The 14425-nt window shown below is 73.7% G+C and carries 12 protein-coding genes; 10 read left to right on the forward strand and 2 right to left on the reverse strand.

Annotation, left to right across the window (positions count from 1 at the left end):
• Positions 1-55 precede the first annotated feature (55 nt).
• Genes ACIQWR_RS25540 through ACIQWR_RS25570 form a run of 7 tightly spaced genes read left to right on the forward strand, consistent with a single transcriptional unit; the run spans position 56 to position 8762 of the window.
• The gene (locus ACIQWR_RS25540) at positions 56-880 is read left to right on the forward strand and encodes a TIGR03084 family metal-binding protein (protein ID WP_404013686.1); all 825 of its coding nucleotides are present in this window, start codon (positions 56-58) and stop codon (positions 878-880) included.
• Positions 877-2622 (forward strand): acyclic terpene utilization AtuA family protein, encoded by a 1746-nt coding sequence (locus ACIQWR_RS25545; RefSeq protein ID WP_404013689.1) that lies wholly within the window; start codon positions 877-879, stop codon positions 2620-2622. The genes ACIQWR_RS25540 and ACIQWR_RS25545 overlap by 4 nt, the downstream gene beginning before the upstream one ends.
• A complete protein-coding gene (locus ACIQWR_RS25550) occupies positions 2619-4217 on the forward strand; it encodes an acyl-CoA carboxylase subunit beta (RefSeq protein ID WP_404013692.1) in 1599 nt (532 codons plus the stop codon). Before ACIQWR_RS25545 ends, ACIQWR_RS25550 begins: the two co-directional genes overlap by 4 nt.
• Positions 4218-4225: 8 nt before the next feature.
• Entirely contained in the window at positions 4226-6220 is a 1995-nt protein-coding gene (locus ACIQWR_RS25555; RefSeq protein WP_404013695.1) for a biotin carboxylase N-terminal domain-containing protein, read from the forward strand.
• Positions 6217-7380: an acyl-CoA dehydrogenase family protein gene (locus tag ACIQWR_RS25560; protein ID WP_404013697.1), complete on the forward strand. Its 1164-nt coding sequence runs from the start codon at positions 6217-6219 to the stop codon at positions 7378-7380. The genes ACIQWR_RS25555 and ACIQWR_RS25560 overlap by 4 nt, the downstream gene beginning before the upstream one ends.
• A gap of 24 nt (positions 7381-7404) precedes the next feature.
• Entirely contained in the window at positions 7405-8142 is a 738-nt protein-coding gene (locus ACIQWR_RS25565; RefSeq protein ID WP_404013699.1) for an enoyl-CoA hydratase family protein, read from the forward strand.
• Complete coding sequence (locus tag ACIQWR_RS25570; protein WP_399268810.1) at positions 8130-8762, forward strand: TetR/AcrR family transcriptional regulator; 633 nt, start codon at positions 8130-8132, stop codon at positions 8760-8762. The genes ACIQWR_RS25565 and ACIQWR_RS25570 overlap by 13 nt, the downstream gene beginning before the upstream one ends.
• Positions 8763-8800: 38 nt before the next feature.
• Here ACIQWR_RS25570 and ACIQWR_RS25575 read toward each other — a convergent pair whose 3' ends face one another.
• Complete coding sequence (locus ACIQWR_RS25575; protein WP_404013701.1) at positions 8801-9901, reverse strand: citrate synthase 2; 1101 nt, start codon at positions 9899-9901, stop codon at positions 8801-8803.
• Between the two features lie 239 nt (positions 9902-10140).
• Here ACIQWR_RS25575 and pdxH point away from each other — a divergent pair, with 239 nt between their 5' ends.
• Together pdxH and ACIQWR_RS25585 are read left to right on the forward strand one after the other, a co-directional pair.
• Positions 10141-10764, forward strand: coding sequence for a pyridoxamine 5'-phosphate oxidase (pdxH, locus tag ACIQWR_RS25580; protein ID WP_404013890.1), 624 nt, complete (start codon positions 10141-10143; stop codon positions 10762-10764).
• A 385-nt stretch (positions 10765-11149) separates the two neighbouring features.
• Positions 11150-12469: a PAS domain-containing protein gene (locus tag ACIQWR_RS25585; protein ID WP_404013703.1), complete on the forward strand. Its 1320-nt coding sequence runs from the start codon at positions 11150-11152 to the stop codon at positions 12467-12469.
• Between the two features lie 16 nt (positions 12470-12485).
• Here ACIQWR_RS25585 and ACIQWR_RS25590 read toward each other — a convergent pair whose 3' ends face one another.
• Positions 12486-13241, reverse strand: coding sequence for an SIS domain-containing protein (locus ACIQWR_RS25590; protein ID WP_404013706.1), 756 nt, complete (start codon positions 13239-13241; stop codon positions 12486-12488).
• A gap of 212 nt (positions 13242-13453) precedes the next feature.
• On the opposite strand from ACIQWR_RS25590, the gene ACIQWR_RS25595 reads away from it, so the two are divergent.
• Positions 13454-14146, forward strand: a complete 693-nt coding sequence (locus ACIQWR_RS25595) for a metal-dependent transcriptional regulator (RefSeq protein ID WP_404013709.1) — start codon at positions 13454-13456, stop codon at positions 14144-14146.
• The last annotated feature ends 279 nt before the right edge of the window (positions 14147-14425 follow it).

Below are 14425 nucleotides of genomic sequence, written 5' to 3' on the forward strand. Positions count from 1 at the left end.
GTGCGCTGCCACGCTTCCCCCACAGCCGTGTCCTGGGGTCCCGAGGGAGCGCACCGTGCCCGAGCCGTCGTCCGCCGCCACCGAACACGCCGCAGCAGCGGTGTACGTCGATCTCCGCGAGGAGGGCCGTGAGCTGGACCTCCTCGTCGCCGAGCTGTCCGACCCCGGCTGGGCCGCGGCCACCCCCGCCGCCGGCTGGAGCATCGCCCACCAGATCGCCCACCTGGCGTGGACCGACCGGGCGGCGCTGCTGGCGCTCACCGACGCCGACGGTTTCGCGGAGATGGTCGCGGCCGCCTTCGCCGCACCGGACCGGTTCGTCGACGACGGCGCGGCCGAAGGGGCCGCGCTCGCGCCCGCGGAGCTGCTGAGCACCTGGCGGGCCGGGCGCGCCGCCCTGGACCGGGCGCTCGCCGCGGCCTCGCCCGACACGCGCTTCCCCTGGTACGGGCCGCCCATGAAGGCCGCCTCGATGGCCAGCGCCCGGCTGATGGAGACCTGGGCGCACGGCCAGGACGTCGCCGACGCGCTCGGGGCGCGCCGCACGCCCACCGACCGGCTGCGGCACGTCGCCCGGATCGGCGTGCGGGCCCGCGACTACGCCTTCGCGGTGCGCGGACTGCCCGCTCCCACCGAGGAGTTCCGGGTGGAGCTGACCGCCCCCGACGGGGCGGGCGCATGGACGTACGGCCCTCCGGACGCCCCGCAGCGCGTCACCGGTTCCGCGCTCGACTTCTGCCTGCTGGTGACCCAGCGGGCGCACCGCGCCGACCTCGACGTACGGGCGCTGGGCGCCGACGCCGAGCGGTGGCTCGACATCGCGCAGGCCTTCGCGGGCCCGGCCGGTCCCGGCCGCGAGCCGGGCGGCGGCCTCGCGTGAGCGGCGCGCGGCGCGCCCTGCGCATCGGCAACGCGTCCGGCTTCTACGGCGACCGGTTCTCGGCGGTGCGCGAGATGCTGACCGGCGGTGAGCTGGACGTCCTGACCGGGGACTACCTCGCCGAGCTGACCATGCTGATCCTCGGCCGCGACCGGCTCAGGGACCCGGGCCTCGGCTATGCGAAGACCTTCCTGCGCCAGTTGGAGGAGGGCCTCGGCCTCGCGCACGAGCGGGGCGTGCGGATCGTCGCCAACGCGGGCGGCCTCAACCCGGCCGGCCTCGCGGACGCCGTGCGCGAACTGGCCGCGAAGACCGGCGTGCCGGTGCGCGTCGCGCACGTCGAGGGCGATGACGTGATGCCCTACGCCGAAGGGGTGCTGACCGCGAACGCCTACCTCGGCGGCGCCGGGATCGCGGCCTGCCTGCGGGCGGGCGCGGACGTCGTCGTCACCGGCCGGGTGACCGACGCGGCGCTCGTCAGCGGCCCCGCCGCCTGGTGGTTCGACTGGTCGCCGGGGGACCACGACCGGCTGGCGGGAGCGGTGGTCGCCGGGCACGTCCTGGAGTGCGGGACCCAGGCGACCGGCGGCAACTACTCCTTCTTCACCCGCCACGCGGCCATGGCCCGCCCCGGTTTCCCGCTCGCCGAGATCGAGTCGGACGGCTCCTGCACGCTCACCAAACACCCGGGCACGGGCGGCGCGGTGACCACCGGCACCGTCACCGCGCAGCTGCTCTACGAGACCCAGGGCGCCCGCTACCTCGGCCCCGACGTGACGGCCCGCCTCGACACCGTGCGGCTGCGCGAGGTGGGCCCGGACCGGGTCAGGATCAGCGGGGTGCGGGGCGAGGCACCGCCGGCGACCCTGAAGACCGGCGTCACCCGGATCGGGGGCTGGCGCAACGAGGTGGTCTTCGTCCTGACCGGCCTCGACATCGAGGCGAAGGCGGCGCTCGTACGCGCGCAGCTGGCCGGGGTGCTGGAGGGCGTGGCCGACGTCGGCTGGACCCTCGCCCGTACCGATCACGCGGACGCGCCGACCCAGGAAGCGGCGAGCGCGATGCTGCGGCTGGTGGTCCGGGACCCCTCGGCCGACCGGGTCGGGCGGGCCCTGACCTCGGCGGCGATCGAGCTGGCCCTCGGCAGCTACCCGGGGTTCCACGTGACGGCCCCGCCCGGACCGGCCCAGCCGTACGGGGTGTTCAGCTCCGGGCAGCTGCCCGCGGCCACCGTCCCCCACATCGCGGTCCTCCCGGACGGCAGCCGCCTGGCCATCCCGGCGCCCGGCCCCGCGGCGCCGCCGGCCTCCCCGCTGCCGCCACTGCCTGCCCCGCCCGACCCGGCTCCCCCGGGAACCCCCGCGGGGCGGGTCGCCACCCGCCGCGCGCCCCTCGGGCTGGTGGCCGGGGCCCGCAGCGGGGACAAGGGAGGGGACGCGAACGTCGGCGTCTGGGCGCAGAGCGCGGACGCCTGGGACTGGTTGCGGAGCACCCTCACCGTCGACCTGTTCCGGGAGCTGCTCCCCGAGACCCGCACCCTGCCGGTCACCCGGCACGACCTGCCGAACCTGCGCGCGCTGAACTTCGTCGTCACCGGCATCCTCGGCGACGGCGTCGCCTCCGGGCACCGCTTCGACCCGCAGGCCAAGGCGCTCGGCGAATGGCTGCGCGCCCGCCACCTGGACGTCCCCGTCAGCCTTCTCCCCCCTCTCGCACCCCCTTCGGAGGTGAGCCGCCCATGACCCGGCTCGGCACCAGCGTCGACACCCGCGACCCCGACCACCTGGCCCACCGGGCCGCCGCCCTGGAACGCATCGAGGCCCTCGACACCGAGCACGCCAAGGCGCTCGCGGGCGGCGGCGAGAAGTACACGGCCCGGCACCGGGCGCGCGGCAAGCTGCTCGCCCGGGAGCGGATCGAGCTGCTCCTCGACCCGGACACCCCGTTCCTGGAGCTGTCCCCGCTCGCGGCCTGGGGCAGCGACTACCCGGTGGGTGCCTCGATGGTGACCGGGATCGGTGTGGTCGAGGGCGTCGAATGCCTGGTCACCGCCAACGACCCGACGGTGCGCGGCGGTGCCTCCAACCCGTGGACCCTGAAGAAGGCGCTGCGGGCCAACGAGATCGCGCGCGCCAACCGGCTGCCCTGCATCAGCCTGGTCGAGTCCGGCGGCGCCGACCTCCCGTCCCAGAAGGAGATCTTCATCCCCGGCGGGGCGATCTTCCGGGACATCACCCGGCTCTCCGCCGAGGGGATCCCCACCGTGGCCGTCGTCTTCGGCAACTCCACGGCGGGCGGGGCCTACATCCCGGGGATGTCCGACCACACCGTGATGATCAAGGACCGGTCGAAGGTCTTCCTCGGCGGCCCGCCGCTGGTCAAGATGGCGACCGGCGAGGAGAGCGACGACGAGTCCCTCGGCGGCGCCGACATGCACGCCCGCACCTCGGGCCTCGCCGACTACTACGCCGTCGACGAGGAGGACGCGATCCGCCGGGCCCGACGGATCGTGGCCCGCCTCAATCACCGCAAGGCGCGGCCGGAGCCGCCGGCGGCGCAGGAACCGCTGTACGACGCCGAGGACCTGCTCGGCATCGTGCCGTCCGACCTCAAGACCCCCTTCGACCCGCGCGAGGTCATCGCCCGGCTGGTCGACGGCTCCGACTTCGACGAGTTCAAACCGCTGTACGGGACCAGCCTGGTCACCGGCTGGGCGAGCCTGCACGGCTACCCGATCGGCATCCTCGCCAACGCCCAGGGCGTGTTGTTCAGCGCCGAGTCGCAGAAGGCCGCCCAGTTCATCCAGCTCGCCAACCAGCGCGACATCCCGCTCCTCTTCCTGCACAACACCACCGGCTACATGGTCGGCAAGGAGTACGAGCAGGGCGGGATCATCAAGCACGGCTCGATGATGATCAACGCGGTGTCCAACTCGAAGGTCCCGCACCTGTCGGTCCTCATCGGCGCCTCCTACGGCGCGGGGCACTACGGCATGTGCGGGCGGGCCTACGACCCCCGCTTCCTCTTCGCCTGGCCCAGCGCGAAGTCCGCGGTGATGGGACCGCAGCAGCTCGCGGGCGTGCTGTCGATCGTCGCGCGCGCCTCGGCCGCCGCGAAGGGGCAGCCGTACGACGACGAGGCCGACGCCGGGATGCGGGCCTTCGTGGAGCAGCAGATCGAGTCGGAGTCCCTGCCGATGTTCCTGTCCGGGCGGCTGTACGACGACGGGGTCATCGACCCGCGCGACACCCGCACCATCCTCGGCCTGTGCCTCTCGGCCGTCCACAACGCCCCCGTCGAGGGCGCCCGTGGCGGCTTCGGCATCTTCCGGATGTGAGCCCCCACATGACCACCTCACCCGAGCCCACCGCGTCCGACCACGCGGCCGCCGACCTCGCGGCGCCCAAGACGATCGGCTCGCTGCTCGTCGCCAACCGCGGGGAGATCGCCGTGCGGATCTTCCGCACCGCCCGCGCCCTGGGCCTCGACACCGTCGCCGTGTACGCCGACCCCGACGCCGGGGCCCTGCACGTGCGGGAGGCCGACGCGGCCGTCCGGCTGCCCGGGGCCGCCCCCGCCGAGACCTACCTGCGCGGTGAACTCCTCGTACGGGCGGCCCTCGCCGCCGGCGCCGACGCCGTACACCCCGGGTACGGGTTCCTCTCCGAGAACGCCGACTTCGCCCGGGCCGTGCGCGCCGCCGGGCTGCTCTGGATCGGGCCGCCGCCCGAGGCGATCGAGGCCATGGCCTCCAAGACCCGTGCCAAGGAGCTGATGCGCGCCGCCGGGGTCCCCCTGCTCGACCCGGTCGACCCGGCCGCGGCCACCACCGCGGACCTGCCGCTGCTCCTCAAGGCCGCCGCGGGAGGCGGCGGCCGGGGCATGCGGGTCGTCCGCGACCTCGACTCCCTGAAGGAGGAGCTCGAAGCCGCCGCCGCGGAGGCCCGGTCCGCCTTCGGCGACGGCGAGGTCTTCGCGGAGCCCTACGTCGAGCGCGGCCGGCACGTGGAGGTACAGGTCCTCGCCGACGCCCACGGCACCGTCTGGGCACTGGGCACCCGGGACTGCTCCCTCCAGCGCCGCCACCAGAAGGTCATCGAGGAGGCCCCGGCCCCCGCCCTCCCCGAGAGCCTGCGCGCCACCTTGCGCGAAGCCGCCGTCGCCGCCGCCCGCGCGGTGTCCTACCAGGGCGCGGGCACCGTCGAGTTCCTCGTCACCGCCGACGGCCGCCCGTACTTCCTGGAGATGAACACCCGCCTCCAGGTGGAACACCCCGTCACCGAAGCCGTCTTCGGCATCGACCTCGTCGCCCTCCAACTGCGCATCGCCGAAGGCCGGGCGCTGCCCCTGGACCCGCCGCGGGCCGAGGGCCACGCCGTCGAGGCCCGGCTGTACGCGGAGGACCCGGCCCGGGACTGGCGCCCGCAGGCCGGGGTCCTGCACACCCTGTCCGTGCCCGGGGACGGGATCCGGATCGACACGGGCTTCGCCGACGGCGACACCGTCGGCGTGCACTACGACCCGATGCTCGCCAAGGTCATCGCCCACGCCCCCACCCGCGCCGAAGCCGTCCGCGCGCTCACCCGCGCCCTGGCCCGGGCCCGCATCCACGGGCTGACCACCAACCGGGACCTGCTGGTGCGTTCGCTGCGCCACCCGGAGTTCACCGCCGCGCGCCTCGACACCGGATTCTACGAACGCCACCTCGCCGAGCTCACCGCGGCGGCCCCGGACGCCGCTCGGGCGGCCCTCGCCGCCGCCCTCGCGGAGGCCGCCCCCGCCGCCGCAGCTCCGCTCGCCGGCCGGCTCGGCGGCTGGCGCAACGTGCCGTCCCAGCCGCAGAGCCGCAGCTACACCGTGGACGGGACGACGTACGAGGTCCGCTACCGTCCGGCCCGCAACGGGCCCCCGCAGCTCGTGGACCAGCCGGGCGTCCGCGTCGTGGCCGCCGGACCCGGGTCGGTCACCCTCGAAGTCGACGGCGTCCACCGGGTGTTCCACGTGAAACACGAATCGAACAGTCCCGAGGTGTACGTCGATTCACCGCTCGGCGCGCACACCCTGACCCGGCGACCCCGCTTCACCGAACCCCAGGACCGCACCGAACCGGGATCCCTGCTCGCCCCCATGCCCGGCACCGTCGTACGGATCGCCGAGGGCCTCGCCACCGGCTCCGCCGTCACCGCCGGGCAGCCCCTGCTCTGGCTGGAGGCCATGAAGATGGAGCACCGCATCGTCTCGCCCGCCTCCGGCACGCTCACCGCGCTCCACGCCGCCCTCGGCCGCCAGGTCGAATTCGGCGCCCTGCTCGCCGTCGTCCAGGAGGAACCGCCCGCATGAGCAACGCCGTTGTGGAATCAGCAGAACACCGGACCCTGCGCGCGGCCGTCGCCGCCCTCGGGCAGCGCTACGGTCGCGAGTACCTCGCCCGGGTGGCCCGCGAGGGCGGCCACCCCGACGAGCTGTGGGCCGACGCCGCCAAGCTCGGCTACCTCGGGGTCAACCTCCCCGAGGAGTACGGCGGCGGCGGCGGAGGCATCGCCGAACTCTCCATCGTGCTCGAAGAGCTGGGCGCCGCGGGCTGCCCGCTGCTGATGATGGTGGTCTCGCCCGCCATCTGCGGCACGGTCATCGCCCGCTTCGGCACCGAAGAGCAGAAGCGGGCCTGGCTCCCCGGCCTCGCCGACGGCAGCCGGACCATGGCCTTCGGGATCACCGAGCCCGATGCCGGATCCAACTCCCACCGCATCACCACCACCGCACGGCGCGACGGCGACGACTGGGTGCTGTCCGGGCGCAAGGTCTTCATCTCCGGCGTGGACATCGTCGACGCCACCCTCATCGTCGGGCGCACCGAGGACGCCCGCACCGGACGCCTCAAGCCCTGCCTGTTCATCGTGGACCGCGACACCCCCGGCTTCACCCGTTCGGTCATAGACATGGAACTCCAGGCTGCCGAGAAGCAGTTCGAACTGGTCCTGGACGAGGTGCGGCTGCCCGCCGGGGCCCTGGTCGGCGACGAGGACGCGGGCCTGCTCCAGCTCTTCGCCGGACTCAACCCCGAACGCGTCATGACGGCCGCCTTCGCCATCGGCATGGGCCGCTACGCCCTGGCCAAGGCGGTCGACTACGCCAAGACCCGACAGGTGTGGAAGGAGCCCATCGGCGCCCACCAGGCCGTCGCCCACCCCCTGGCGGCCGCCCACATCGAGCTGGAGCTGGCCCGCCTGATGATGCAGAAGGCCGCCCACCTCTACGACGCCGGCGACGACATGGGCGCAGGCGAGGCGGCCAACATGGCCAAGTACGCTGCCGGCGAGGCCTGCGTGCGGGCGGTGGACCAGTCCGTCCACACCCTGGGCGGCAACGGCCTCACCCGCGAATACGGACTCGCCTCCCTCATCACCGCCTCCCGGGTGGCCCGTATCGCACCCGTCAGCCGCGAGATGATCCTCAACTTCGTCTCGCACCAGACCCTGGGCCTGCCCAAGTCCTACTAGAACGGAACGGCCGGAGGAACGGACATGACCCCGATCGTCGGATCCGCGCACGCCAGCGGCATCACCACCCTCACGCTCGACTCGCCGGGCAACCGCAACGCGCTCTCCGCGGAACTCGTCGGCGAGCTGCGCGCGGCCCTCGCCGCGGCGGGTGCGGACCCGGCGGTCCGGGCCATCGTCCTCACCCACACCGGCACCACCTTCTGCGCCGGTGCGGACCTGAAGAACCCCTTCGCGCCCGAGGACTTCCTCGCCCTGCTGCGCGAGCTGGCCGAACTGCCCACACCGGTCGTGGCCCGGGTAACCGGCCACGTCCGGGCCGGTGGCCTCGGGCTGCTCGGGGCCTGCGACATCGCCGCCGCCGGGCCGCAGTCCTCGTACGCCTTCACCGAGAGCCATCTGGGCCTGGCCCCGGCGGTGATCTCGATCCCGCTGCTGCCCCGGCTCGACCCGCGGGCCGCGGCCCGCTACTTCCTGACCGCCGAGCGCTTCGGACCGGCCGAGGCGGCCCGGATCGGCCTGCTCACCCTGCACGCCGATGACGTCGACCAGGCCCTCGAACCGGTCCTGGCGGGCCTGCGCAGGGCCTCGCCGCAGGGCCTCGCCGCATCGAAGGCACTGGTCACCGCACCCGTACGGGCAGCGCTGGAGCGGGACGGCGAGCGGCTGACCGCGCTGTCCGCGAGCCTCTTCGGCTCCGCGGAGGCCCGCGAGGGCATCACCGCCCTCTTCGAGCGCCGGGACCCGTCGTGGACGTTCTGACCGACCCGCAGCACAGCGGTCCGCGCCGGCCCGCGGGACCCAAGCAGGCCCGCAGCCGGGTCACCCGCCGCCACCTCCTGGAAGCGGCCGTGTCCTGCCTGGCCGAGCACGGCTGGGCCGGCTCCACCGTCGCCGTCGTCGCCGAACGGGCGGGCGTCTCCAGGGGCGCGGCCCAGCACCACTTCCCCACCCGCGAGGCGCTGTTCACCGCCGCCGTCCAGTACGTCGCCGAGGAGCGGTCCACCGCCCTGCGCGAGCTGTTCCAGGCGGGCCCGGCGCCGCGCGCCGAGGTGGTCCACGCCGTGGTGGACCTCTACACGGGCGCGCTCTTCCGGGCCGCGCTCCAGCTGTGGGTGGCCGCCTCCAACGAGGAGCAGCTGCGGCCCCCGGTCGTCGAACTGGAGGCGCGGGTCGGGCGCGAGACCCACCGCATCGCCGTGGAGCTGCTGGGCGCCGACGAGTCCGTGCCCGGGGTGCGCGAGAGCGTCCAGGGGTTCCTGGACATGGCGCGCGGGCTGGGCCTGGCGAACGTCCTGACCGACGACACCGCCCGCCGGGCCCGGGTGGTCACGCAGTGGGCGGCCATCCTCGACACCGCCCTCGGCCCGCCCCGGGACTGACCCGGGGCGGTGGCGGGGCGGGTCGGGCGATCTGCCCGCTAGCGGGCGATGTCGGCGTAGCCCTCGATGGCCCGGGGCTCCCGGGTGCCCGGGCCCACGTAGCGCGCCGACGGGCGGACCAGGCGGCCGGTGCGCTTCTGCTCCAGGATGTGCGCGGACCATCCGGCGGTGCGGGCGCAGGTGAACATCGAGGTGAACATGTGCGCCGGGACCTCCGCGAAGTCCAGCATGATCGCCGCCCAGAACTCCACGTTGGTCGCGAGCACCCGGTCGGGGCGCCGCGCGTGCAGCTCCTCCAGCGCGGCCTTCTCCAGCGCCGCCGCCACCTCGTAGCGCGGCGCGTCCAGCTCCTTGGCCGTCCGGCGCAGCACGCGGGCGCGCGGGTCCTCGGCGCGGTAGACGCGGTGACCGAAGCCCATCAGCCGCTCGCCCTTGTCCAGGGCCTTCTTCACGTACGCCACGGCGTCGCCGCTGCGCTCGATCTCCTCGATCATGCCCAGCACCCGCGACGGCGCACCGCCGTGCAGCGGCCCGGACATGGCGCCGACGGCGCCCGACAGCGCGGCCGCGACGTCGGCGCCGGTGGACGCGATGACCCGGGCGGTGAAGGTGGAGGCGTTCATGCCGTGTTCGGCGGCCGAGGTCCAGTACGCGTCGACGGCCTTGACGTGCTTGGGGTCGGGCTCGCCCCGCCAGCGGATCATGAAGCGTTCGACGACGGACTCGGCCTTGTCGATCTCGCTCTGCGGGACCATCGGCCGGCCCTGGCCGCGGGCGGACTGGGCGACGTACGACAGGGCCATCACGGCCGCGCGCGCGAGGTCGTCACGGGCGGTCCGCTCGTCGATGTCCAGCAGCGGCTTCAGGCCCCACACCGGCGCCAGCATCGCGAGCGCGGACTGCACGTCGACGCGGATGTCCCCGGAGTGCACCGGGATCGGGAAGGGCTCGGCGGCGGGCAGCCCCGGGTTGAACGCACCGTCGACCAGCAGTCCCCAGACGTTCCCGAAGGACACGTGACCGACCAGGTCTTCGATGTCGACACCCCGGTAGCGGAGCGATCCGCCCTCCTTGTCGGGCTCGGCGATCTCGGTCTCGAACGCGACGACCCCTTCGAGCCCGGGTACGAAGTCGGACATCAGGCGGCTCCTCAGATAGATGCGAACACGCGCGGCTCCCGGCGTGATTCGCGGTCCGGCGCGGTCATCCCCGTTGATGCCCGGCAGGGCCGATGGTCACCCTCGGGTGGACCAGCGGACCGGCCCCAAGATTTTGTCCGTTCCGGATGGCCTGCGGAAGCGTGACATACGGCACACCCCCGCAAGACGTCCTGCGGCAGGATGGCGGGGTGACAGACAAGGATCTTGACCCCGCCCTCATGCGGATGCAGTACCGCTCGGAGATCCTCGCCGAGGACGGCCTCGCCGCGGACCCCATGGAGCAGTTCGCGCAGTGGTTCCGGCAGGCTGCCGACGCGAGCCTGTTCGAGCCGAACGCGATGGTCGTCTCGACCGCCACCCCCGACGGGCGGCCCAGCTCCCGCACGGTGCTGCTCAAGCAGTTCGACGAGCGCGGCTTCGTCTTCTTCACCAACTACGGCTCGCGCAAGGGCCGGGAGCTGGCCGAGAACCCGCACGCGGGCCTGCTCTTCCCGTGGCACCCGATCGCCCGGCAGGTCCTGGTGACCGGCAGCGCGCTGCGGATCGGCCGGGACGAGACCGCCGCGTACTTCCGCTCGCGCCCGCACGGCTCGCAGCTGGGTGCCTGGGCCAGCGACCAGTCCCGGGTGATCTCCTCGCGCGCCGAGCTGGACCGCCGTTACGCGGAGCTGGCGCAGCGGTACCCGGAGGGGGAGCAGGTGCCGGTGCCGCCGGAGTGGGGCGGGGTGCGGGTGGTGCCGCAGGAGGTGGAGTTCTGGCAGGGCCACGAGAACCGCCTGCACGACCGGTTGAAGTACGTCCGCGACGGCGAGAAGTGGCGCGTCGAGCGGCTCTGCCCCTGAAGGGCGGTCCCCGCCCGACCGGACGGGGACAGCAGGCGACCCGCGGGCTCGGGTTCCTCTCCTGCAGTGAGAGGAGCCGGCCGGACGTACCGGCGAGCCCGCGGGTCGGGTGACTGCTTGGGATTGGCGCCGACGAACCTGTCGGCACTGCACTGCTTGGGTGCGTACGACAGCGGGCGTCAGCCCGCAGTCACCTCACGCGTCCGGTTGCCAGACATTTCCGGAACCACCTCCCTTCTCGTGTACGGCAGAGCCTAGGACGGCCCCGCACGACGCTCAAGCGATTTAATTCGGGGGGAATCCGGGGAATCAGGTGTGGGCTGCGTCACGTTCCAGTTCAATGATCTGACGTGCCGCACACGCGAACACCTGCAGGGGGTCCCAGGTGAGTGCTTCCGGACGTAGCGAGACCACTGACGATCTGCTCGCCGCACTGCTGGACGGGATGGACGCGGCGCTCTGCGCGTTCGATGCCGACGGCGTGATCACCCACTGGAACCGCGAGGCCGAGCGGATCCTGGGCTGGTCGGCCGCCGAGGCGGTGGGGCGGCGCGGATTCGCCGGATGGGCGGCGCGGGCCGCCGACGCGCAGGACGTCGAGGCCAGGCTGATGGGCGCGCAGGACGTGCCCGGCCGCCAGGTGCACGAGTTCGCCCTGCTCACCAAGGACGGCGGGCGGGTGCTCGTACGGACCCAGTCGGCCGGAGTGCCGGGCGCGGACGGAAAACCGGCCGGGGTGTACTGCGCCTTCAGCGAGGTGCACGCGCAGATCGACCTGGAACGCTCCATCGCGCTCAGCGAAGCCCTGATGGACGACGCCTCGTGGGGGGTCGTCCTCGTCGACGTCGACCTGCGGCCCGCCGTGGTCAACGCGCAGGCGGCCGCCGCCTTCGGATCGGGGCGGACCGCCTTGCTGGGACGGCCGCTCGGGGAGCTGCTCGCGCAGGGCGTGGAGGAGCTGGAGGGCGCGCTCCAGCACGTCCTGGCCGAGGGGCCGCCGCCCGGGCCCGTGGAGCTGTGGGTCTCCGTGCGCACGGCCGCCGGCGTCCGCCGGCGCTGCTGGCGCAGTGGCTTCCTGCGCCTGGCCTCGCCGCTCGCGGAGGAGCCGGTGCCGCTGGGGGTCGGCTGGCTGTTCCAGGACATCACCGAGGCCCGGCAGGCGGAGCTGGACACCGCGCAGCTGCGCTTCCGTTCCCAGCAGCTGCACCGGGCGGGCCGGGCGGCGGGGGAGTGCGAGGAGGCGGCGGAGGCGGCGGCGGTCCGGCTGGAGTTCGCGCTGGCCGGCTTCGCGGACCACGCGCTGATCGACGTACTGGCCGCGGACGGGGCGCGGCTGGTCCGCTCGCCCGTGTCCCCGTCCGGGGCGGTGCCCGCCGCGGGCCCGCTGCTACCGGGGCCGGGGGCGATCCCGGTCCGCTACGAGCCGGGGCACCCGGCGCTCCAGGCGCTGGACCGGATCGGCTCGGTCCGGGCCAGTGCGCCGGGCGGCGCCGCGGCCGAGGGCTGGCTCACGGCCCGCCGGTGGCCCCAGGGCGCGGCGCACGCGCTGTGCGTGGTCCTGCGCAGCCGGGGCCGGAGCCTGGGGATCCTGACGTTCCTGCGCGGCCCCTCGCGCCCGCCGTTCGACCGCGCGGACGCCGCCTACGCCGAAGAGGTCGCCTCGCGCGTGGCCACGGACCTGGCGCTGTCGACGTCGGCGGCGTAGGGGTGGAGGGCAGGTCCTAGTGGCGGAAGAAGATCCGGTCGCCGTACTCCTGCATCACGCGGCCGTTCCACTCGTGCCCGCCGTCGACGTTGCCCGAGCGCAGCAGCGGCGGCTCGACGCCGCGGGCGGCGAGGTCACCCGCCGCGGCGGCCATGACCGCCTGCATGATCGCGCTGGTCACGACCGTGGACGCCGGGGCGAAGGGCGCGTCGATCCCCGCCAGGCTCAGCTCGGCGTCACCGACCGCGATCTTGCTGTCGAGGACGATGTCGCAGTGGTCCCTGAGGAAGGTGCCCGAGACGTGCCGCGAGCGGGTCTCGGTCGCGTAGGCCACCGAGGTCACGCCGATCACCTTGAGCCCGATGGCCCGCGCGTTCATCGCCATCTCGACGGGCAGCGCGTTGCGCCCGGAGAGGGAGATGATCACCAGGACGTCGCCGTCCGCGGCCGGGCTGCTGTCCAGGACCGCCCCGGCCAGGCCGTCCACCCGCTCCAGCGCGCTGCCGAGGGTCGCGGGCATGACGTCGATCCCGGCGGTGCCGGGGACGGCGAGGAAGTTCATCAGGGCGAGTCCGCCGGCCCGGTAGACCACGTCCTGGGCGGGGAGGGAGGAGTGCCCGGCGCCGAAGGCGAAGAGCCGGTTCCCGGCCGCGACCGCCTCGGCGATCACGGCGCCGGCCTCGGCGATGTTCGACCCTTCCTCGTCCCGCACCCGTTCCAGGAGGCCGATGGCGGCATCGATGAACTGACCGGCCAGCTTGCTCTCGCTCATGCGCTGAGGGGCCCTTCCAGAGGTGGGGTGCGTCCGTGTCCGCCGCTCACCGTGCGGTCTGGACCAAGGGCGTGTCAATACCGTCGTCAATCCAGGGGCGAAAGCCCCGGGAGCGGTCCAGGACGGGCCTTGACCTCCAGCACGGAACGGTTGTCGGCCCGATGCGTCAGAATTGGGTGCAGGGCCAGCGCACGATATCCCGAGGGGCACGAATGTCCGGACTGATCGATACCACGGAGATGTATCTCCGCACCATCCTCGAGCTGGAAGAGGAAGGCGTGGTCCCCATGCGCGCCCGAATTGCGGAGCGGCTCGACCAGAGCGGCCCGACGGTCAGCCAAACGGTGGCACGCATGGAGCGCGACGGCCTGGTGGCCGTCGCCAGCGACCGGCACCTGGAGCTGACGGAGGAGGGACGCCGGCTGGCCACGCGCGTGATGCGCAAGCACCGGTTGGCCGAGTGTCTCCTCGTCGACGTCATCGGGCTCGAATGGGAGCAGGTGCACGCCGAGGCCTGCCGCTGGGAGCACGTGATGAGCGAAGCGGTGGAGCGGCGGGTGCTGGAGCTGCTGCGCCACCCGACCGAGTCGCCGTACGGCAACCCGATCCCGGGGCTGGAGGAGCTGGGCGAGAAGGCCGAGGCCGATCCCTTCCTCGACGACACCATGGTGAGCCTGGCGGAGCTGGACCCGGGCGTCGACGGCAAGACCGTGGTCGTGCGCCGGATCGGCGAGCCGATCCAGACGGACGCCCAGCTCATGTACACGCTGCGGCGGGCGGGCGTGCAGCCCGGCTCGGTCGTCAGCGTCACCGAGTCCCCGGGGGGAGTGCTGGTCGGCAGTGGCGGCGAGGCCGCCGAGCTGGAGGCGGAAGTCGCCTCGCACGTGTTCGTGGCCAAGCGGTGACCGTCCCTACCGCCGGTACGGACTGACGCTTGCGGTGTGGACGGTCCCGGCGCCTCGCGGCGCCGGGACCGGTCCTCCCCTGTTTGACCCGGAGCCCCGAGCTCTCAAGGTCATCCCCTCGGACCGTCTTCCCCGAGCGGCCCGCCTCCCGTTGAAGATCTCCCCTCGGCAGCGGCGGCCAATCCTTGAGCAAGGTCATTCGAAAGAGTGGTGTTGCCGTCGAGAAGGCTGTCTTCGAATGCGGGTTCGATAGTCTGGTGGGGAGCGAAGGGGGTGCAT

Origin of the sequence: Streptomyces sp. NPDC098789 (genome assembly GCF_044759975.1) — a bacterium.
In the GTDB taxonomy this organism is placed as follows: domain Bacteria; phylum Actinomycetota; class Actinomycetes; order Streptomycetales; family Streptomycetaceae; genus Streptomyces.

What these genes read in the sequence shown, in the direction of transcription:
- ACIQWR_RS25550 (WP_404013692.1), top strand. Translation starts at nt 2,619, where the DNA reads ATGACCCGGCTCGGCACCAGCGTCGACACCCGCGACCCCGACCACCTG.
- ACIQWR_RS25555 (WP_404013695.1), top strand. Translation starts at nt 4,226, where the DNA reads ATGACCACCTCACCCGAGCCCACCGCGTCCGACCACGCGGCCGCCGAC.
- ACIQWR_RS25560 (WP_404013697.1), top strand. Translation starts at nt 6,217, where the DNA reads ATGAGCAACGCCGTTGTGGAATCAGCAGAACACCGGACCCTGCGCGCG.
- ACIQWR_RS25565 (WP_404013699.1), top strand. Translation starts at nt 7,405, where the DNA reads ATGACCCCGATCGTCGGATCCGCGCACGCCAGCGGCATCACCACCCTC.
- ACIQWR_RS25575 (WP_404013701.1), bottom strand. Translation starts at nt 9,901, where the DNA reads ATGTCCGACTTCGTACCCGGGCTCGAAGGGGTCGTCGCGTTCGAGACC.
- pdxH (WP_404013890.1), top strand. Translation starts at nt 10,141, where the DNA reads ATGCGGATGCAGTACCGCTCGGAGATCCTCGCCGAGGACGGCCTCGCC.
- ACIQWR_RS25590 (WP_404013706.1), bottom strand. Translation starts at nt 13,241, where the DNA reads ATGAGCGAGAGCAAGCTGGCCGGTCAGTTCATCGATGCCGCCATCGGC.
- ACIQWR_RS25595 (WP_404013709.1), top strand. Translation starts at nt 13,454, where the DNA reads ATGTCCGGACTGATCGATACCACGGAGATGTATCTCCGCACCATCCTC.